At 62.6% G+C, this 19,766-nt stretch carries 15 protein-coding genes; 7 read left to right on the top strand and 8 right to left on the bottom strand.

What is annotated here, in order from left to right; all coding sequences use genetic code 11:
• Window positions 1-33 precede the first annotated feature (33 nt).
• From LRQ04_RS08765 to LRQ04_RS08740, 6 genes are all read right to left on the bottom strand, one after another.
• Window positions 34-1,005, bottom strand: a complete 972-nt coding sequence (locus LRQ04_RS08765; protein WP_235519499.1) for a MoxR family ATPase — start codon at window positions 1,003-1,005, stop codon at window positions 34-36.
• Window positions 1,006-1,060: 55 nt separating this feature from the next.
• Window positions 1,061-7,150 carry an Ig-like domain-containing protein gene (locus tag LRQ04_RS08760; protein WP_235519498.1) on the bottom strand — a complete coding sequence of 2,030 codons (6,090 nt, stop codon included), beginning with the start codon at window positions 7,148-7,150 and terminating at the stop codon, window positions 1,061-1,063.
• A gap of 485 nt (window positions 7,151-7,635) precedes the next feature.
• A complete protein-coding gene (locus LRQ04_RS08755; RefSeq protein ID WP_235519495.1) occupies window positions 7,636-8,808 on the bottom strand; it encodes an adenylate/guanylate cyclase domain-containing protein in 1,173 nt (390 codons plus the stop codon).
• The gene (locus LRQ04_RS08750; RefSeq protein ID WP_235519494.1) at window positions 8,798-9,391 is read right to left on the bottom strand and encodes a PH domain-containing protein; all 594 of its coding nucleotides are present in this window, start codon (window positions 9,389-9,391) and stop codon (window positions 8,798-8,800) included. The genes LRQ04_RS08755 and LRQ04_RS08750 overlap by 11 nt, the downstream gene beginning before the upstream one ends.
• A complete protein-coding gene (locus LRQ04_RS08745) occupies window positions 9,384-10,307 on the bottom strand; it encodes a biotin--[acetyl-CoA-carboxylase] ligase (protein WP_235519492.1) in 924 nt (307 codons plus the stop codon). Before LRQ04_RS08745 ends, LRQ04_RS08750 begins: the two co-directional genes overlap by 8 nt.
• Window positions 10,308-10,374: 67 nt before the next feature.
• Window positions 10,375-11,253, bottom strand: a complete 879-nt coding sequence (locus LRQ04_RS08740; protein ID WP_235519487.1) for an NAD(P)-dependent oxidoreductase — start codon at window positions 11,251-11,253, stop codon at window positions 10,375-10,377.
• A 211-nt stretch (window positions 11,254-11,464) separates the two neighbouring features.
• On the opposite strand from LRQ04_RS08740, the gene LRQ04_RS08735 reads away from it, so the two are divergent.
• From LRQ04_RS08735 to LRQ04_RS08725, 3 genes are all read left to right on the top strand, one after another.
• Entirely contained in the window at window positions 11,465-13,048 is a 1,584-nt protein-coding gene (locus tag LRQ04_RS08735) for an acyl-CoA carboxylase subunit beta (protein ID WP_235519485.1), read from the top strand.
• Window positions 13,045-13,290, top strand: coding sequence for an acyl-CoA carboxylase subunit epsilon (locus LRQ04_RS08730; protein ID WP_235519483.1), 246 nt, complete (start codon window positions 13,045-13,047; stop codon window positions 13,288-13,290). Before LRQ04_RS08735 ends, LRQ04_RS08730 begins: the two co-directional genes overlap by 4 nt.
• 66 nt (window positions 13,291-13,356) lie before the next feature.
• A complete protein-coding gene (locus LRQ04_RS08725; RefSeq protein ID WP_235519480.1) occupies window positions 13,357-15,039 on the top strand; it encodes a DUF885 domain-containing protein in 1,683 nt (560 codons plus the stop codon).
• A gap of 57 nt (window positions 15,040-15,096) precedes the next feature.
• On the opposite strand, the gene LRQ04_RS08720 is transcribed toward LRQ04_RS08725, so the two are convergent.
• On the bottom strand, window positions 15,097-15,432 hold the full coding sequence (locus LRQ04_RS08720; protein WP_235519477.1) for a hypothetical protein: 336 nt from the start codon (window positions 15,430-15,432) through the stop codon (window positions 15,097-15,099).
• Between the two features lie 58 nt (window positions 15,433-15,490).
• A complete protein-coding gene (locus LRQ04_RS08715) occupies window positions 15,491-15,973 on the bottom strand; it encodes a hypothetical protein (protein ID WP_235519476.1) in 483 nt (160 codons plus the stop codon).
• A 407-nt stretch (window positions 15,974-16,380) separates the two neighbouring features.
• Between LRQ04_RS08715 and LRQ04_RS08710 the strand changes: the two genes are divergently transcribed.
• From LRQ04_RS08710 to LRQ04_RS08695, 4 genes are all read left to right on the top strand, one after another.
• Entirely contained in the window at window positions 16,381-16,635 is a 255-nt protein-coding gene (locus tag LRQ04_RS08710; RefSeq protein WP_235519475.1) for a hypothetical protein, read from the top strand.
• A gap of 261 nt (window positions 16,636-16,896) precedes the next feature.
• The gene (locus tag LRQ04_RS08705) at window positions 16,897-18,330 is read left to right on the top strand and encodes a dicarboxylate/amino acid:cation symporter (RefSeq protein WP_235519474.1); all 1,434 of its coding nucleotides are present in this window, start codon (window positions 16,897-16,899) and stop codon (window positions 18,328-18,330) included.
• A 93-nt stretch (window positions 18,331-18,423) separates the two neighbouring features.
• Entirely contained in the window at window positions 18,424-18,885 is a 462-nt protein-coding gene (locus tag LRQ04_RS08700; RefSeq protein ID WP_235519472.1) for a YbjQ family protein, read from the top strand.
• A gap of 152 nt (window positions 18,886-19,037) precedes the next feature.
• On the top strand, window positions 19,038-19,766 hold the full coding sequence (locus LRQ04_RS08695; RefSeq protein ID WP_235519471.1) for a TetR/AcrR family transcriptional regulator: 729 nt from the start codon (window positions 19,038-19,040) through the stop codon (window positions 19,764-19,766).

Genomic DNA, 19,766 nt, shown 5'->3' with positions numbered 1-19,766 from the left:
GAGTGCAGGTGCGTGGTGGGTCAGGAGTGGCCGCTAGGCCGTGGCGCGCTGCTGTGGGGCAGCGACGTCGGCGAGGACGCGGTTGAGCACGACTTCCGGTGTGGCACCGGAGAACTCGGCTTCCGGATCCATCACCAATCGGTGCGTCCACACCACAGGTGCCAGTTCCTTGACGTCGTCCGGCAGCACGAAGTTCCGGCCCTGCCCGGCGGCCCACACTTTCGCAGCCCGCACCATGGCCAAGGCGCCACGGACGGACACACCGAGGCGGGTCTCGGGGGCGTTGCGGGTCTCCTCGCACAGGCGGGAAATGTACTCCAGCACAGCCGTATCCACGTGGGTGGTCGCGCCCAGGTCTGCCATGTCAGCCACGGCCTGGGTAGTGATGATGGCCGTCAGGTCCTTCGACCGGTCCTTGAGGTTGGCCCCGCCCAGCAACCGGACCGTGGATGCGTGGTCCGGGTAACCTATGGAGGTCTTGATCAGGAAGCGGTCAAGCTGGGCTTCCGGCAGCCGGTACGTGCCCGCCTGCTCGATCGGGTTCTGGGTCGCCAGCACCATGAACGGACGACCGGCGTCGTAGGTGGTGCCATCAACCGTCACGCGCGACTCTTCCATGACCTCAAGCAACGCGGACTGCGTCTTCGGGGAGGCGCGGTTGATTTCGTCGGCAAGGACGATGTTGCTGAAGACCGGACCCTTGTGGAACTCGAACTTCTGGGTCTTCTGGTCATAGATGGTCACACCCGTGACGTCCGACGGCAGAAGGTCGGGGGTGAACTGGATGCGATTGTGTGAACCCTGCACCGTTGCAGCCAGCGCACGGGCCAGCGACGTTTTTCCCGTCCCGGGTGCGTCCTCGAACAGGACGTGCCCTTCGGCCAGCATCGCTGTGAAGGTCAGCCGGATGACGTGTTCCTTGCCCAGTACTGCCTGGCCCACATTGGCAACGAGCTTCTCGAACGTTTCTGCAAACCACGCGGCTTGCTCGTTTGTCATGGTCATCGGTTGGTCCTGTTCGTTGTGAAGGGTGATGTTGTTGATCAGGGCTGACGGTTCGTCAGCAGGGTGGGGGTACGCCGTTGCGGACGTCCACCGTGGTCGACTTGACGAACCAGCCGTCCTTCGGTGAGCCCTTGAGCTTGTACCAAGGAGTGCCGTTGTTGTAGATGTTCTGCCTGCAGGTGACTTCGATCCAACCCCAGGACCGCTGAACCCAGCCGACCCCGCACGAGGGACCGCTCGGGTTGTAGGTGTCCGGTTGGCCTGGCTTACCGGGGCAGGTGCTGTTGTGCGCCAGGATCTCCGACGGTGCCGGCGGAGGCGGCGGAGGCGTCGGGTCGGCGCCACTGGTGGCGTTCACGTTGCCGCTCCCGGGACCGGCAACAACCGTCACAGCCCGGACCTTCAGCTGCCGGGTCTTGTCCCAACCGCCACCGGGCGCGTCATAGCTGTTTGCCTTGCCCACTCCAGTCCAGCCGCCGTTGTCGAGGCTGACCTCATAGTGGTCCAGTGGGCGGCCGTTCATGTTCGGGTTGTTCCACGTCCAGTGGACCTGGCCGTCGCCCTTGGCGGACTTGCCGCCGCTGACGTTCGGTGCGTTGGGAGGACCGTACGGGTTACCCGAGCCGATATTCTTGCCGTCGCCGGCCATACCGTTCTTGACCGACGTCGCGATGATGTTGACCGCAACATTGGTGCCGTTGGGTTGGCCCCCGATGTCACCGCCACCGCGCCCGATGGGACCGGAGCCGTTGGCTGTCTGCCAGCGGTAGGTGATTTCGTTGTCTTGGGAACCGTTACGCTCTGTTCCGCTGAGCGGGGTGAACGTGACCCGCAACTGGCCGCTGGCTCCTGTTGCCGTGACCGAACCACTGCTGACCTGACCGGGCTTGCCTGCGGCCCGGATCCCGGCGGACTGTTGGCTTACACCACTGACCCCGGCCTTGTTCGTTGCCGAAACAGTGAAGGTGTAGTCGGCTTCGTTGTTGGCCACGGTGACGTTCTGCGACGTCGCGGCCACCGACTGGGTACCGACGACGGCGCCGCCGCGGTAGGTGGTCAGCGTGTAGGCGGAGATGGCGTCACCGTTGTTGTTGGGCGCCTTCCAGCTGACCTGCAGCTGGCTGTTCTGGTTGACGGACCCGGCCCCGGAAACGCTTGGGGCGCCAGGCGTCGCAGGAACGCCGGCAGGGGTCTCGGCAGCAGAGTACGGGCTCCACTCCGACGGCTCCTTCGCGTCATTCCTGGCGAGCACGCGCACCTTGTACGCCACACCATTGGTCAGCCCCGACCAAACATGGCTGGAGCCGGTGAGGTTCTGGATCTGGGCGTTCTGTCCTGCCGGGGCAGGCGAGATCTCCAGATCGTAGGACTTGATCGGAGAGCCCTTACTGGCCGGAGGAACCCATGCGACCGAAAGCTGCTTGTCGCCGAACTTCAGCGTCGGTGCCACCGGAGTATCAGGCTTCACGTCCGGACGCACCTCGGCGGAAGCCGGTGAACGCTCGGACTCATTGATGGCATTGGTGGCCGTCACCGCGAAGTGGTACTTCACGTTGTTGGTCAGCCCGGTCAGGGTGCAGGTGTTGGCAGGGCAGTCCTGCTTGAATCCGCCCTCGCCGTACACGGTGTACTTGGTGATGGGGGAACCACGATCTGCAGGGGCATTCCAGGTGAGCAGGGCCGTCTGGTCTCCCACGCTCTGGGCCAGCGGTGTGGTCGGCGCTGCTGGTTTGTCCTTAACGGTCAGGCGGATGCGGGCTGTCGCGTAGCGGGAGAGCTCCCCCGTCTTATCCGAGACCGTATAAGCAACCACCATGGTGCCCGTAAATCCGGAAGCCGGTGTGACGGTAACGCTGTCGCCGCCGATGTCGGCGGACCCTTGGCCGGTCTCGGTGACAGCCGAGACGATCTTCAGGGCCGTATCCGGGAACGGGTTGGAGTCGTTCGCCAGTACGTTCACCGTCACCGGCTTCCCTGATTGGGCATCCGGTTCAGCGTCATCGTTGGCTACCGGCTTGGGCCGGTTGGAAGCGGTCAGCGTGAGCTTGTAAGTGGCCAACGCTTCGAGCCCACGTGGGTCTTTGGCCTTCACCTGGACGGCTCCGGCCTGCCCGATCTGCACCGAATCGTCGGCTGAAACCTTCAGTGATTTGCCGTCCACGTTGACCCTGAATCCACCAGGAGCTGCGCCCACAAGTTCGTAGTTCATGTTCTGGACGTCATCGGAATCGGGATCGGACGTGAGCTTGCCCAGGTCCAGGCTGGCGGAGTCGCCCTTGGGCACCTCCAGGTCACTTCCCAGAAGCACCGGCGGGTTGTTCTTGTTGGGATCCGGCAGCACCTTGGTCCGGATGCTCAGCGTCGACTTCAATCCGTTGGGGTCATCGGGGCCGGAGCCGTCCGTGACTTCAAAGCTGATGGAGCCCGGGCCAACATATTCCGCGCCGGCCGTGTATTTGATGGCCGTTCCGTTGTTGGCCACCGGGTTACTGCCGTCGGATCCAATCAATTTGATGCGGTCCAACTGGGTCAGTTGGGGTGATCGTCCATCACGGACCTTCACCCATTCAGCGAGGTCCACTGTGACGGACTGGCCCGAAACGAGTTCCACAACATCGTCCTTGGCCAAAGTTGGAACCTGCTGGCCGATGCCCGGAACCCAGATAATGGCGGTGGACTTCTGGCCGTCCACATCTTCCACCGTGTAGGGAACCAGCTGCGGCTGCTCGGTGAGGTCCACCACCACGTTGCCGTCGGGACCCGGCCGGGCGGTCTCCAGCCCGGTGCTGATCTTCAGGTTCTCCCCCACACCGTCAGGGTCCTCGTCGTTCTTCAGGACGGGAACGTCAACGGCAGTCTTGCCCAAGGTCTGGGCTGACGTCACACGGTCGTCGCGGGCGATCGGTGCCTGCAGCGGGATGTCGTTCTTCACGATCACACGGATGGTGGCGTTACCCACGGCATCTCGATCATCAGCCACCGAGTAGCGCACGTTGATGGTGCCCTCGACGGCCGGGGCTGTCACCAGGACACGGCCACTGGTCTTGCTGACTTGGGCATCCACGCCCTGGTCAGCTTCAATACTGTCCGTCAGGATACGGATGATGTCGCCGTCGGGGTCAGTGTCGTTCGCGGTCGCGTCGACGGCGATCTGCCGGCCAGGACGGACCTTGACCTCGTCATCCACGGGTGCCGGTTTCTGGTTATTTTCCCCGCGTGGTGCGACGCCCACCGTCACCGTTCCGGTGTTGACGGCGCCTTGCCGGTCGATCACTTTGTACCGGAACGTATCGGTCCCGGCACCATCACCGGCGGCGACGAAGTCGATGAAGCTGCTACCCGCCGTCGCCGTTCCCATGGTGGGCGTGCTGTCGATACCGGTGAGCTGGCCTGAATCGCCGTCGGGGTCTATGCCGTCCAGTGGCACCGGAATCCGGACACTGCCACCAGCCACCACCCGGGCCGTGAGGTTCTTCGGCTGCGGGCGCGAATTCTGGGTCCCCTCCAGCGGCAGGATGTGGATAGTGACGGCGGCGGCGCTCTTTTGCCCCTGTGGATCCACCGCGTTGTAGATGGCACGCACTGTCTTGGGAGTCGGTCCTGCGATGAAACGCAGGGTCTTCTCGGAAATGAAGGCCTTGCCGTCTTCCTCCGGGATCCCCTGGGCCAGCACTGGGTCCACGGACAGCTCTTCACCCTGCGGGTGGGTGTCGTTGTCCAAGACAGGAATGGTCACGACGTCGTTGACGCGGACGTTGACTTCGTCAGGTTTCGGCTGCGGAGCCTCGACGACGGCGGGAGCCGGCACCGGGACGACGCCAACGGTACCTGTGGCTGAGGCGCGGCCGTTGGACATGGTGTAGCTGAAAACGAAGGGTTCCTTCGCGCCCAGGACATCCGTGACCCGCAGGACGCTATGGTCAATGACGCTCACAGAAGCGGACGAGCCATCCGGGACGGTCACCGACTGAAGCACCAGCACGCCGCCGGACGGATCGGAGTCGTTGGCCAGCGGATCCACCAGCACGCTGCCACCGACGGGCAACAGCGCGACGTCGTGGACGGCTACCGGGGCTCCCGCGTTCTTGCCGGACTCCACGTCCACGCGGATCAGGCCTTGGCTGCTTTGGGGGCCGTTGCTGGCGATGTACGTCAAGTAGACCGGGCCCGGGGTGTTGCTCCGGAAAGTGAAGGTACCGCCGTCGGTCACCGGGCCGAGCTCCGCTTGACCGGCAGCCTCGACATGCGCCACCCGCAGGGCACCACCGTTGGGATCGACGTCGTTCTTCAACGGTGCGATCACCAGGTCCTGGCCCACCACCGCAGTGACGTGGTCTGCGTTGACCACCGGGGCGAGGGCGCCTGGCGGCTGCACGTTGACCACCACGCGGCCCGTGGTGGTTGCGCGTCCGTCCCAAACAGTGATGGTGACGTTCTTCTTACCGGGGGCAGCACCGGAATCCTGGTAGGTCAGCAAGCCGTCGCGGCGCACCTTCACCTGGTCCTGGTCGTTGTCAGACTTTGCGTCCAGGAGGACGAGGTCGTCCCCGTCCGGGTCCATCCAGTCAGTGAGGATGTTTTGGCTCACCGATTTTCCCTGTTCCACCAGCATGGTGGTGGGCTCGCCGCGTTTGAAGAAGGGCGGCTTGTTCTCATCCGGTCCCACCACATGAAGTGTTACTTGGCCGCCGGCTGACAGGCCACGGCCATCGGAGGCGTTGTAGTCGAAGACTTCCGTCCCCGGTTTGGCTTCGGCCGGGACCTTGATCTGGAAGGCCGAGCCACCGTAGATGTTCTCCAGCGCACCCGCCTTCGGGCCGTTCGCCCCCACAGCAGCGGTAAGGACATCGCCGTCGGGATCTGAATCGTTGTCCAGGACGCTCAGGATGGATGTCCGGCCCGGGCGGACGCCGAACTCATCGGGTTTGGTCTCCGGTGGGCGGTTCGGCTTGGTGCGGTCCGGGAGGACGTTGATGGTGTTGTTGTCCGCCGACTCCTGGTCCTGGTCATCGGACTGGTTTTTGGGAGGGACAACGTCGTCCCAGTTGTTGACGAGCTGCATGTTCTGGTTGACCAGCCACACGCTGCCTGAATTCACATCGTTGAGGACCACGAGATCGCGGTTGACGCGGAACACGTAGCTCGGCGAGGCACTTGCCTTGGGAACATTGTTTTTCTTGTCATCGGCGTCGTTATCGCAATCGCGTACGTACTTGTTGGCTCCCGCCCAAGCTGCGTGAACGCACTTACTGACCTGGACCGGCGCTGCCGGAACGCCCTCGCCGTCGGCGTTGACGGTAGCAGCAGTCCCTCCGTCCAGCGGTTGCTTCAAAAGGGCCTTGCGCGTAGCGATGGCCACGTAACTGCTGCCTTCGCTGCTCTGCTGCAGCTTCGCCTCGCGGGCGTCCTGCAGTTGGAGCTTGCGGCCGCCCGGGAGGAAGAGATTCCCCGAATTGGCGTCCAGGAGCACTGGCTTGTCCCCCACCACGGCGATCTGCAGGTCGCCCGCTCCCTTGAGCCCGTCCACACTGGTGACCTCGGAGTTGGTTCGCACCCCATCTGCGTCAACGGTGGTGACTGTGATCTCGCCCTTGCCGGGATCCGCGGTGTAGATGCGGTTGTCAGCCCCGACGGCCGAGACAAGGCCTTGGTTGCCCGTCAACACGGGCTCGGTGCCCTCTTCGTCGAAGCCGTTGACGGTGGACGGCGACAAAGCCCACACCTTGCCACGGGCAGGGTCTGTCACAGAAAGGACGGTTGAACCGTAACTGACTTGCGAGGACGACGGCAGTTGCTTGTCGCCGCCGAGCTTGAGGTTTGCGGCCGACACCTGGTTGATCGTGGAACCGGATTCGTCGTCCACGAAGACGTTGCCATCGTGCTGAAGCACATCGAAAGTCGTGGTGGCCGGGGTAACTGCGCCGTCGAGGACGCGGGAGGGATAGTTCAGCCGCCCCACAGCGTTCTTGGTCTTGCTCACAACCCAGACGCCGCCGTCGTTCAAGTCCACCTCAGTGGTCTTGAACCCCGGATAGAGCACCGCACCGGCGACGAGTACCGCGCCCGCCGCGGTCCCCGCTATGCCCGATATGAGTTTCTTGTTCCGACGCTTTTTTGGCCACAATCGCCCCAAGAAAGATGTCACAGCCCCAAAATTCCCTTTGTGTACAGCCGCCCACAAGCAGCGACGTCCAGGCCAACCGACAAATGCCGGCAGCCTTGCATTCCGCAGTACCCCCATACGGCGGCGGAATTTTCAGTCACCAAGACTATCCCACGCACCCCATGGCCAATCGAGGGAACCCGGGAAGGTGCCATCCATTGGCTTGCACAGCCTACTGTGCATTGCCGGGGTCGCGCGATGGGGACAACTGCCCGGTTTTCCGCCGTCATTACCGTCAGCACAATCAACGCACAGCCTACCGGGTTAATCCATCGAATAGCCAAGCTGTGACTTGAAACGCACCATCCGAACCGCTAGCTGCCCCACCCTCTCGCACATCCCACCCCCTTAAACCGGAACGCTCTCCCACTTTCTTCAAGGAAGTGAGAGAGCGTCCGGCGGAATACGGTGGGATGTGAGGGAGCGTCCGGGGTGGGTGGTCGGAGGGGCACAGGGCCCGGAGGGGCTTAGTCCAGAACCAGGCCCTTGCCCCGGCCACGGGCCAACATCACGGGATGGATTTCGCCGAAGCCACGGACATTCTCGGACTTCTGGGGAACCAGGACAAAGCGGTCGTCCTGCCCCAGTGCCGCAGCCGTCATGGCATCCACCAAAACCGTTCCGGGCTGGGCCAGGGTGGTGAGCCGTGCAGCAAGGTTAACCGTAGGCCCGTAGATGTCGCCGAGCCGGGAAAGGATGCGGCCCCACACCATGGACACACGGCATTGGGGCAGGATCTCGTCTTCCGTGAAGGCCTGGGCGAGCGCCAGCGAAATTTCGGCTCCGGCCGCAGGCGTTTCGGCAATGTAGAGGACTTCGTCACCGACAGTCTTAACCAAGCGGCCACCGCCGACGGAGATGATTTCCGCACACTTGTTCTCAAAGCGCTGTACCAGTTGCGCCAGCGTCTTCTCATTCATCCGGCGCGAAAGGCTGGTGTAAGAGACCAAGTCCGCGAACCCAACGGCCCGGGCCAGCGGCAACGGCGAATCGTCCTCATCGCCCTCGCGGCCTTCCTCGCTGGCCTGCAAGCCGGCTTCGGCGCGAACGGCCAGCCGCTGAACGCCGGCGTTGAGTTGGCGGCGGTAGGAGTAGACAAGGATCTCTTCGAGCGAGTCAACAAGGGCAGGCAGCTGGGCCACCAATTTCTTGCGGGCGACGGCGTCGGGAATACCCTGTTCGGACACCATGTCCTCCACCAGGGCTTCGATTTGCCAGACCACCATACGGTCGGTCATTTGCCCGATGGACCGGGTCACGGAAATCGCGGCCTCTTCAGTCAGGAGGCCCGCACGCACCAGGTCAAGGATGCGGGACAGCGCCGCCTGGTCCCGCTCGGTGAAGGCAACGTCCTCATCGCCAAAGTTCGGGAAGCCCAGGGCTCGCCATATCTTCCGGGCGGAAAGGATGGACACGCCGGCACCGGCGGCAACTTCACGACGGCGGAGCTTGCGTTCCCCACCCAGGAGCTTGGACTCAAGTGCCTTAATGGCGAGGCGCTCCGCGGACATCACGCCAGTGGGCGGACCGGTGGTCACCGGTGCGGGCCGCGCCTCGGTGTCCTCGTCCGCGGAAGGCTCGGGTACGGCGTCGAACTCCTGGTCCAGGTCCTCGCCGGACTGCTGATCCTCAACGCTCATCTCTTCCACCTTCTCTCAGCTCCCACGGCAACTCGTCAAAATCCCTCAGCACTTCACCCTCAAAAACCTCACCCTTCGGGAGCTCATCCATCGCGTCAAGAATGAAGCCCCTGAATTTCCCAACCAGGGGGACGTCGTTCAGCACGGCCACTCCGGAGTGCCCGGTATCCAAGGATATATTCCCGGAGTGCAGTGCCCGCTGGATCACCGTCTGATGAACCCCCACGTGACGTACCGCCATGAGGGAAACCTGCCAGTCATTGCGTCGAAACATGCCGTACTTGGCAAGTATCCTGCGGCTCGTCAGGATGTATCGGACAGAACGCCAGTGGAGCACACGTTTGAAGCAGTAGGCAAGCAGCACCCACGCAGCAAGAACCACCGCAGCGCCCATGAGCCATGGCGTCCATTCCGCGGTAATGAAGGGGGCCAGACGCTGCGCATTGCCTTTGACCACCCAGGCACAGGCGTAAGCGGCAACAGCCGGAACGACAATGAACACCAGCACAGGAAGAAACAGGGTTCGGCCCTGCTGCCGTGTCACGGCGATGACCTGTTCCCCCGGTAGCAACTCCTTACGCATAACCGCTTTCTGTGGCGCGCAAATGCACCACATCCCCGGCTGTAATAACGTGCTCCCTGCCGCCACGGTCCACAACCAGCAGCGAACCATGCTCATCAAGGCGGGACGCATGCCCCACCAGTTCATTGTCACCAGGCAAGTGGGCCCGGACCTCGCGACCCAATGTCACCATGGCGGATTCAACGCGCTTATGCAGGGACGGTCCCCCGGCCAGGCCGGCAGCCGGGTCACCTTCGGCGTTGCAGAAACTGCGGTACAACCGCGCAAACCGCGATAGGTAGCTCTTCAGCAGCGCGGTGCGGTCCGTCGTCGTGGCCCCTTCCAGGGCGAGTGACGTGGCCGTGGGCACCGGAAGTTCGTCTTCGGCCAGGGACACGTTGAGTCCAACTCCCAGGATCACCGCGGGGACCGACCCGTCCCCCAAGGGCGTCATCTGGGCCAGTATCCCTGCGATCTTGCGTCCGTTTACCAGGACATCATTGGGCCATTTGATCTCCGCGGTCACACCGGCCGTTTCTTGGAGGGCCTCCCGCAACGCGACGGCAGCCAGAAGAGAAATCCACGAATAGCTTTGCGTGGGGACGGGCATGCCGTCAGCCGTGACGGGGCGCAGCACCATGGACACAGACACGGCGGAGCGTTCCGGCGATTCCCAATGACGGTCCAGCCGTCCGCGTGCGGCAGTCTGGTGCTCCGCAGTCAGCACGGCGAGGTCGGCCCACTTCTTCGGCTCGACAGTGACGGCCCGCACCAGGTCCTGGTTGGTGGATCCTGTGGACTCGACGATGTTCAGTTGGGAGATGCCCGTTGCCGACAGGAAGTCCGGCTCAAGGAGCGCCTGGCGGTCCAGCCCGGGCCGGTCTGTGTGGGCAGAGGGGACGTGCGGCTCGCTGCTCTCTGGCTGTTCGGCATCCATAGCTGAATCCTATCCAGTTGCGGCGGCCTGGGATGGTGTCTGGCTCCAAAAGCGTCTGGGAATCCGCCTAGAGAAAAATGTCCGGCACCAGGCGGTCTTCGGGGGCGCCGAGGCTGTACGGCGTGAAGTCCGACACGCCGGCGGCGCGGAGCACCTGTTCGTCGGTGAAGAAATTACCTGTGGTGCCCTGGCCGGTCAGTACAGCGTGCGCCGCGTCGGCCATGATCTCCGGGCCACGTGCTGCTTGGACGATCTGCTGGCCGCCGGGCATGTTCCGGATCGCGGCCGTGTCGATCAGCGTGCAGGGCCAGAGCGAGTTGACCGAAACGCCGTCGTCCTTAAGCTCTTCGGCGAGACCGAGGGTGGTGAGGCTCATCCCGTACTTGGCCATGGTGTACGCGAGGTGCATCCCTGCCCATTTGGGGTCCAGGTTGAGGGGCGGCGACAATGTGAGGATGTGGCCGTGCCCTGACTCCCGCAGAGCCGGCAGAGCCAGCTTGGAGAGCAGGAAAGTGCCACGGACGTTGATGTCCTGCATGAGGTCATAGCGCTTCATGTCCACGGCGTCGGTTCGGGACAGGTCGATCGCCGAGGCGTTGTTAACGACGACGTCGATCCCTCCGAAACGCTCGACGGCGGCGGCGACCGCTGCAGCGACGTCGTCATCGTTGCGGACATCCCCGACAAGCGGCAGCGCCTGGCCGCCCGCCGCGACCAACTGGTCAGCCGCGGTAAACACCGTCCCTTCTAGTTTGGGATGCGGGTCGCCGGTCTTTGCCATCAGCACAATATTGGCGCCATCGCGGGCTGCGCGGGTGGCAATGGCCAGTCCGATGCCGCGGCTTCCACCGGACATCAGGATGGTCCTGCCCTTGAGCGATCCGGTGGCCACGTAGGGAGTTTCTGCCTTCGGGAGTGCGCGGGAAGCGTCGTTGCTTGAAGTCATGGGGACACTCTAACCCAAGTAGGTTACTGACGGGTAACATAGCGTTGCCTTTGGGTTGGACGCGGAAAATTGTAGGGTTTCTACAGCGGTTCGCGGCAAAGGCGTCACTAGACTGGCCTGCGGGGCCTGTTCTTTGTACGGAAGCTACTTAAGCTTCGCGCCAACACCGAACTGCGTCAGCGAAAATCAGCTACAGAGCCGGAGACACTTCATGAGCCACGATCTGACAACGACAGCGGGAAAGATTGCCGACTTCCGCGACCGCCAGGCACGTGCCGAGCAACCCTCCGGCCCGGAAGCGATTGAGAAGCAGCACGCGCGCGGTAAGAACACTGCCCGCGAACGCATCGACCTCCTGTTGGATCCGGAATCATTCGTCGAGTTCGACGCCCTTGCAGTCCACCGCTCCACCGCATTCGGCATGGAAAAGAAGAAGCCCCTGGGTGACGGCGTCGTCTCCGGCTACGGCACAGTGGACGGACGCCTCGTCGCTATCTACAGCCAGGACTTCAATGTCTACGGCGGCTCGTTGAGCCAGGTCAATGGCGAGAAGATCGTCAAGGTCCAGGAATTTGCCCTCCGCAACGGGTGCCCGGTTGTGGGCATCAACGACGGCGGCGGTGCGCGTATCCAGGAAGGCGTCGCCTCGCTGGCCATGTTCGCGGACATCTTCCGCAACAACGTCCACGCTTCCGGCGTGGTCCCCCAGATTTCCCTCATCATGGGCCCGTGCGCCGGCGGCGCCGCGTACTCCCCCGCCCTGACCGATTACGTGGTCATGGTGGACAAGACGTCCCACATGTTCATCACAGGACCCGATGTCATCAAGACCGTCACCGGTGAAGACGTGGATATGGAAACCTTGGGCGGCGCACGCCAGCACAACGCCACCACCGGCACCTCCACGTACCTGGCCTCCGACGAAGCCGACGCCATTGAGTTCGTCCGCGAGCTCCTGGACTTCCTGCCCTCCAACAACCTCTCCGAAGCCCCGGTTGTTGAGCACGACCAGGAACTGGAACTCGACGACGACGACCTCGCCCTGGACGGGTTGATCCCCGACTCCGCCAACCAGCCTTACGACATGCGCAAGGTGATCGAGCAGATCGTGGACGACGCGCACTTCCTGGAAATGCAGTCGCTGTACGCGCCCAACGTGATCATTGGATACGGCCGCGTTGAGGGACACACCGTTGGGATTGTGGCCAACCAGCCCATGCAGTTCGCAGGGACGCTGGACATTTCCGCCTCGGAAAAGGCCGCGCGTTTTGTCCGACACTGCGATGCCTTCAACATCCCGATCATCACCCTGGTGGATGTCCCCGGCTTCCTGCCCGGTAAGGACCAGGAATTCCAGGGCATCATCCGCCGCGGCGCCAAGCTTCTTTATGCCTACGCCGAGGCAACCGTTCCCAAGCTCACCGTCATCACGCGCAAGGCTTACGGTGGTGCCTACATCGTGATGGGCTCCAAGAAGCTCGGGGCGGACCTCAACCTCGCCTGGCCAACTGCACAGATCGGCGTCATGGGTGCCCAGGGCGCAGTGAACATCCTGTACCGCCGCGACCTCGCAGCCGTTGCAGAAGCAGGAGGCGACGTCGAAGCCAAGCGCGCCGAGATCATCCAGGGCTACGAGGAAGAACTGCTCAACCCGTACCAGGCAGCTGAACTGGGTTATGTTGATGCCGTGATCGCTCCCTCGGATACCCGTGTGCAGATCATTCGCGGCCTGCGCGCCCTTCGCGACAAGCGTGCCAGCCTGCCCACCAAGAAGCACGGAAACATCCCGCTGTGAGCACGCCGAAGCACCGCGCCGATACGGCGCCCGATCAAGAACCGGCCACCCCGCTGTTCTCGGTGGTCAAGGGCGAACCGACGGCCGAAGAGCTCGCGGCGATTGCCGCCGTCGTGATCTCCCTTGGGACACCGCAGGAAGCCGCCCCAACCAAGCCGAACGTCCGTCACTGGGTCCGTCGCCAACAACTGCGCCTGGACCCCACCCCGGGTCCGGGTGCGTGGCGGCGTAGTCGCGGATAGTTCTGCCGCGCGTAGAAAAGTTCAACAACTCTTTCACGTAGGCGGCGTCGCGGATAGGCTCTGTGGGTGACTACTGCAAACACCCCCGTACGCCCGAAGTCCGCCATCGATGCCGTCGCTGACGCGTACACAGAAAAGCTGATCGAACTCAACCCCAGCTTCGCCACCACGCTTGGGCTGCCGGGACACGAAACCGAATATCAGGACTACTCGCCCGCCGGTGCCGAGGCTCATGCGGAGGCCACACGGTTGGCATTGGACGCCCTGGCCGGCCTTGAGCCGTCGGATGACGTGGACGCCGTCACCCTGGATGCCATGCGCGAGCGGCTCGGACTGGAGCTGGAGATCCACGAGTCCGGTTGGGACGCCGCCGACCTCAACAACATCGCCTCGCCCGCCCAGGACATCCGCGCCGTCTTCGACCTCATGCCGACGGACACTGCGGAACAGTGGGAGCACATTGCGGGACGTGCAGCAAACGTTCCCGGGGCGATTGAAGGCTATATTGCGTCTCTTCGCTCCGCTGCGGACGCCGGCAAAGTAGCAGCTGCCCGGCAGGTTCGCATCGTCATCGAGCAGACCGGCCGATACGCCGCGGAGGACGGATTCTTCGCCAAGATGACTTCATCGGCCGCCGTGAATGGCCAGCCGTTGCCCACCGATATTCAGGACAGGCTCGACGCCGGCACTTCGGCCGCGCGTTCAGCGTACAGCGCCCTCGGTTCTTTCCTCCGGGACGAGCTCCTCCCCCTTGCCCCCGAAAAAGACGCCGTCGGGCGCGAACGCTACGCACTGGCCTCCCGTTCATTTGTTGGTGCTGAAGTGGATCTCGAGGAAACCTACGCGTGGGGTGTTCAGGAGCTTGAACGGCTCATCGGGGAGCAGGAAAAGGTTGCAGGGCAGATCAAGCCAGGCGCATCCATTGACGAAGCCAAGGCCATCCTCAACAACGACCCCGCCCGCCAGATCAAGGGCACCGACGCACTCAAAACCTGGATGCAGGAACTCTCCGACCGTGCCGTGTCTGAGCTGGCCGACGTCCACTTCGATATTCCCGACGTCATGAAAACCCTCGAGTGCATGATCGCCCCTACCGATGAGGGTGGCATCTACTACACCGGCCCCTCTGACGACTTCTCCCGGCCCGGGCGCATGTGGTGGTCAGTTCCAGCAGGCGAGGACACGTTCACGACATGGTCCGAAACCACCACTGTCTTCCACGAAGGCGTCCCCGGCCACCACCTCCAGGTCGCAACGGCAACCTACCGCCGCGAACTCCTGAACAACTGGCGCCGCAATGTCTGCTGGGTCTCCGGCCACGGCGAAGGCTGGGCGCTCTACGCGGAGCAGCTCATGCTGGAACTCGGATACCTCAAGGACCCGGGCGACCACATGGGCATGCTGGACGGACAACGCATGCGGGCAGCCCGTGTGGTCTTCGACATCGGCGTCCATCTGGAACTGCCCGTCCCCGAACGCTGGGGCATCGGCACTTGGACCCCTGAAAAGGGCTTCGATTTCCTCAAAGCCAACCTCGACATCAGCGAAGGCCAACTCCAGTTCGAGTTCACGCGCTACCTCGGCTGGCCCGGCCAAGCGCCGTCTTACAAGGTGGGCCAGCGCCTGTGGGAACAGATCCGTGCCGAGCTGGAGGGGCGCGACGGCTTTGACCTGAAGTCCTTCCACAGCAAGGCACTCAACATCGGCTCAGTTGGTTTGGACGTGCTGCGGCGGGCCTTGCTGGGCTGATCTGCTTGAGAACCCCCGGCCAGAGGCCGGGGGTTCTCGGTGTGCCGCAACGGTAGTTCAGTCAAACTCTATGAAATCCCGTATTGCCGCAATCAGCCATTCATCCATCGAGTGGTATTCCGCTGCCGGGTGCCGTACGGCTGCCCCAGTCGCATCCCGCATCACATCGTAGTCATCGACAACTACGACGTCCTTTCCGGTCCAGCAGGCCACATTATCGTTATCGGACCTGCCGGCGAAAGGAATCAGGTTCCAGCCAGGGAAAACCTCGTCCAGGTGTTTCATCCGCTGCGCCTGCCGTGCTCCGCGTAGAAGTTCCCAGGGTTCCAGGTCCACCATGCCACGCTCGATCATGCGGTCATAGAGAACTGGCAATGCAAGATTCTGCGTCAATTGTTTTCCTCCGACTCGCCGTCAGTCCCCACTAAATTCTTAGAACAGACACGACAGTTCATCTCATATGATGAAGGAGTTCCCTTAGCTGCGTTTCAGTAGCATCGACGCGCGAGACAAGCTCCTCATTATCAATTGTCCGCAACACTGCCAATACGGCCGTTCGTAAGACATCAGTTTCTCCGTCGTCGACAGCTACCGGAAACCACCCTTCCTCATAGCAGTCGAAAAGATCGATAAGTTCTTGTCCCTGTAGTTCCATTGAACTCCACATCAATGGTTTTTCAGAACTGAATGATCCGTGTGGGTTCTCCATCCAAAAAGGACCTGCCTGCTCCTGAACGCGTCGAAGCGTATCCCTTGCGACAGCAAACCTGGCCCGATCCAGGGCAGTAGCCGATGCTTCATTCAGGCAGTTTGCGAGGGCAACGATAGTCTGAGGAGATGTTCCGATGAGGATATGTCCCGGGGGGCCCTCCTGCAGCACCTCCTCGCGACGGTCTTCGACCTCATATCCTGGCTCTTCAAGAATCCAGCGCATTACCCACCTTAAGAACTCGAAATAAAATATTGATATCCGTCATCTGGTTTGAAGGATGTGCCACCATCGGCAGCCCTCGGGTTTCTTATCACTACAGTATCGTCAAGCCAGTAGAAGCTCTTGCCATTTGGCAAATGGCGGGGCGTGCCATTAATCATCACATTCTCAATGCTAGAAGCAAATTGCTCCCTACTTGTAATTCCCGGAAACTGCCCCTCATCCACTACGTGCTTTCCAAATGCGTGCCCGCCAGCTATCTCTTTTCCGGCCAGCTGCGCACGAAGACGGACTCCATTCAATACATCGCAGGCTCCCGTGGGTCTCGGGCTCATGGTCCTCAAAGACTGGCCGGCGTGATTGGTAGTTTGTATACCGTGGAAAAGATCGTCCGCTTTGGAGGTGGCACCGTGAGCAATTCCCCCGGTGCCCGCTCCAATAATGGTTCCACGCGCAGTAGCGTCAAGAAGTCCTGTGACCGTGTGAGGACCCCCACTGAAAAGATAGCTCGCCCCGGCCCCTATACCCCCGTCAACACCGCCACTGACCACGGCAATGGCTACCGCACCTCCACCACGGGCGACCACCATACCCGCCGCCCCGCCGAACGCTCCGGCGACACCACCGATGACCGCTTCAGTTCCGACCCTTCCCCAGTCGATTGAGCCGTTCGTTGCCGTCTGCGAAATCATGGAAGTGCCAGCGCTTATCGCAGCGCCCATGACGATGCCACCCAATACGGGCCCGACGCCTGGAACGGCCATGAGCAAGGTGCCGCCCACGACTCCAGCCACTATCATCGCGCCGCCGGCGACGTATTACGAGCTGAGGTCAACATCACGGAAGCGGTAGGAATAACTTTCACGCCCGTAACATTTCTCAACGTCCGTTCGCTATGTTATTTGGGGAACACCTAACGTGTTCCGGTGAGCACCTCAACCAACACTTCCCCCGCAGCTGGCAAGCCCGGCTTCCGGCTCCCCAAGTGGGCCGGTTCCTTCGGCGTCCAGATCATCGCAGCCCTCATTGTGGGCCTCGTCCTTGGCCTCATCGCCAAGTACACAGGCAGCACCAAGTCAGCCCCCAACGGCCTTGGCGCAACCCTCCAGACGATCGGCTCCAGCTACGTCTCGTTGCTGCAGACCGCCGTCGTTCCTTTGATCTTCACCGCCGTGGTGAGCTCTATCGCCAACCTGCGGCAGGTTTCCAACGCTGCGCGTCTGGCTTGGAACACCCTGCTCTGGTTCGCCATCACGTCGCTCGTTTCGGTACTGATCGGCATCGGCTTGGGCGTGCTCCTGCAGCCCGGCGCAGCCACCGGCATCACCCAGAAAGCTGAATACGCTGGCAAGACCGGCGACTGGTGGGCATTCCTGATCGGGCTGTTCCCGAAGAACTTCCTGGGACTCGGCGCCAGCTCAACCGTTACCGAAAGCGCGAACGCTGCCACGACCGTCAGCACCTCCGTCAGCTTCAACGTGCTCCAGATCCTTGTGGTCGCCATCGCCGTCGGCATCGCCGCCCTCAAGGTCGGTAAGCAGGCCGAAGCTTTCCTGACTTTCAACGCTTCCGCCCTGGCCGTCATCCAGAAGGTCCTCTGGTGGATCATCCGCATCGCCCCGCTGGGCACGGTGGGCCTGATCGGCAACGCTGTCGCGATCTACGGCTGGGACACCATCGGTTCTCTGGGAAAGTTCACGGCCGCCATCTACATCGGCCTGGCACTGGTGCTCTTTGTTCTGTACCCGATCCTGGTCCGCGTCCACGGCTTGTCCGTCAAGCAGTACTTCTCCGGTGTGTGGCCGGCCGTCCAGCTGGCATTCGTCTCTCGTTCCTCCATCGGCACGCTGCCGCTCACGCAGCGTGTCACTGAACGGAACCTGGGCGTCCCCTCCGGCTACGCTTCCTTTGCCGTGCCGCTGGGCGCCACCACCAAGATGGATGGCTGCGCTGCAATCTACCCGGCTATCGCAGCAATCTTTGTGGCTCAGTTCTTCGGTATCAACCTGGACTTCAGCCAGTACCTGCTGATCGTGCTGGTCTCCGTCCTCGGTTCCGCTGCAACGGCCGGCACCACCGGCGCAGTGGTCATGCTCACCCTGACCCTTTCCACGCTGGGACTGCCGCTTGCCGGCGTCGGCCTCCTGCTGGCGATCGATCCCATCCTGGACATGGGCCGCACGGCCGTCAACGTTGCGGGCCAGGCTTTGATCCCCGCCATCGTGGCAAAGCGTCAAGGCATCCTGGACGAGTCGCTCTACAACGCACCCCGCAATGGCGCTGCGTTTGCTGATGAATACGCAGCCGACAAAGCCGCCGCCGAAGCGGATGAAAGGGAGCTCGCGGGCACGAAAGCCTGATTCCACCCCTTTCTAGAACGGTGTAAATCCCCCGGGGAGTTCTCCCCGGGGGATTTCCCTCTTAATGGGCCCAAAGCTGGATAGGCTCTGACCATGCTGATCGTCACTTCAAATGAAATTCCGGGTCACCGGATCGACGCCGTGTTCGGCGAAGTCATGGGCCTCACTGTCCGTTCACGGGACATCGGCTCGCAGATGCTTGCCGGTTTCCGCTCACTTGGAGGCGGTGAGCTGCCCGAGATGACCAAGGCACTCTACGAGAGCCGCCAGGAAGTCATGGCACGCATGGTCAACGAAGCGCAGCAGCGCGGCGCCAACGCCATTGTGGCCATGCGTTTCGACACCTCCGAGATGGGCACCAACTGGACCGAGGTCTGCGCCTACGGAACCGCCGTCTATGTGCTCCCCCTCGGCGAAGGCGAGCCCGGGGCTACGGGGCAGTCGATCTACCTGACGAAGACCGCCGCCCAGCAGCAGTCCGCTCCCCCTGCGCAACCCACGCAACCTGCGCAGCCCACGCAACCCGCCCAGCCCACGCCTCCGCAGCAGTTCTGATTCGGAGACGGTCCAACCCCTTACTGAGTCCCGCTCTCGTTCGTTGAACCCGTCCTTCAAGGGCGGGTGAGGCGAACAAGAGCGGGACTCTTCCGTTCAGCTCCAAAAGATTCAAATTGCGCAGAGTGCAAAGTTGCACTTAGTGTAATTACGTGACCACAACGAGTACCCAGGAGCCGTCCCCGGATCCGCTCCTCCCCGAGCCGAGCACGCCTTCGCGTCGTGAGCTCAACAAAGCAGCAACCCGCAGTTCAATAGCCGCCGCAGCCCTCGACCTCCTCCGAAGCAAAGGCCCCGGCAATTTCACCGTCGAGGACATCGCTGCCAGCGCGGGAGTTTCGCGACGGACCTTCTTTAACTATTTCCCCAGCCTCGAAGCGGCCCTGGCATCAGTGGCCGACGGCTTCATGGACCACGCCCTGGAACAATTCCGCCTGCGCCCCGCAGAAGAATCCATCCTTGAATCCGCGCAGGCCGCCCTCATGGCCCTCGCAGATCCGATGTCCGTGGCACCCATGGCCGAGCTGTTCAGCCTCAACCAGGACAACCGCGCGTTGGCCCGCTCCGAGCTTGAAGCCTGGGAACACTGCACCGGGCAAATCATTGACGCTGCCCGCAGCAGGCTCGGTGAAGGCATCAGCGAGCTCTACTTGCATGCTTTGGCGGGCTCGGTGATCTCCTGCGGCAAGGCGGCCATGACTGTTTGGTTCGCCGAACGAGGGCCCGACCTCTCCGCGGAATCCCTCGCCGTCCTTCGCCAGCACCTCATCGATGCGATGGGTCTCCTCGGCGCCGGCTTCGCGCCGCCGTCGGACGTTTCAGCCCCACAATCTCCGGCATCAGCCGCCCCCTCTGTTCCAACCACCAAAGATCGGTTCTGA

Source organism: Paenarthrobacter sp. AR 02, assembly GCF_021538675.1.
GTDB lineage: Bacteria > Actinomycetota > Actinomycetes > Actinomycetales > Micrococcaceae > Arthrobacter.
The sequence above is the reverse complement of the archived record's forward strand: the minus strand, read 5'-3'. Positions and strand labels throughout refer to the sequence as shown.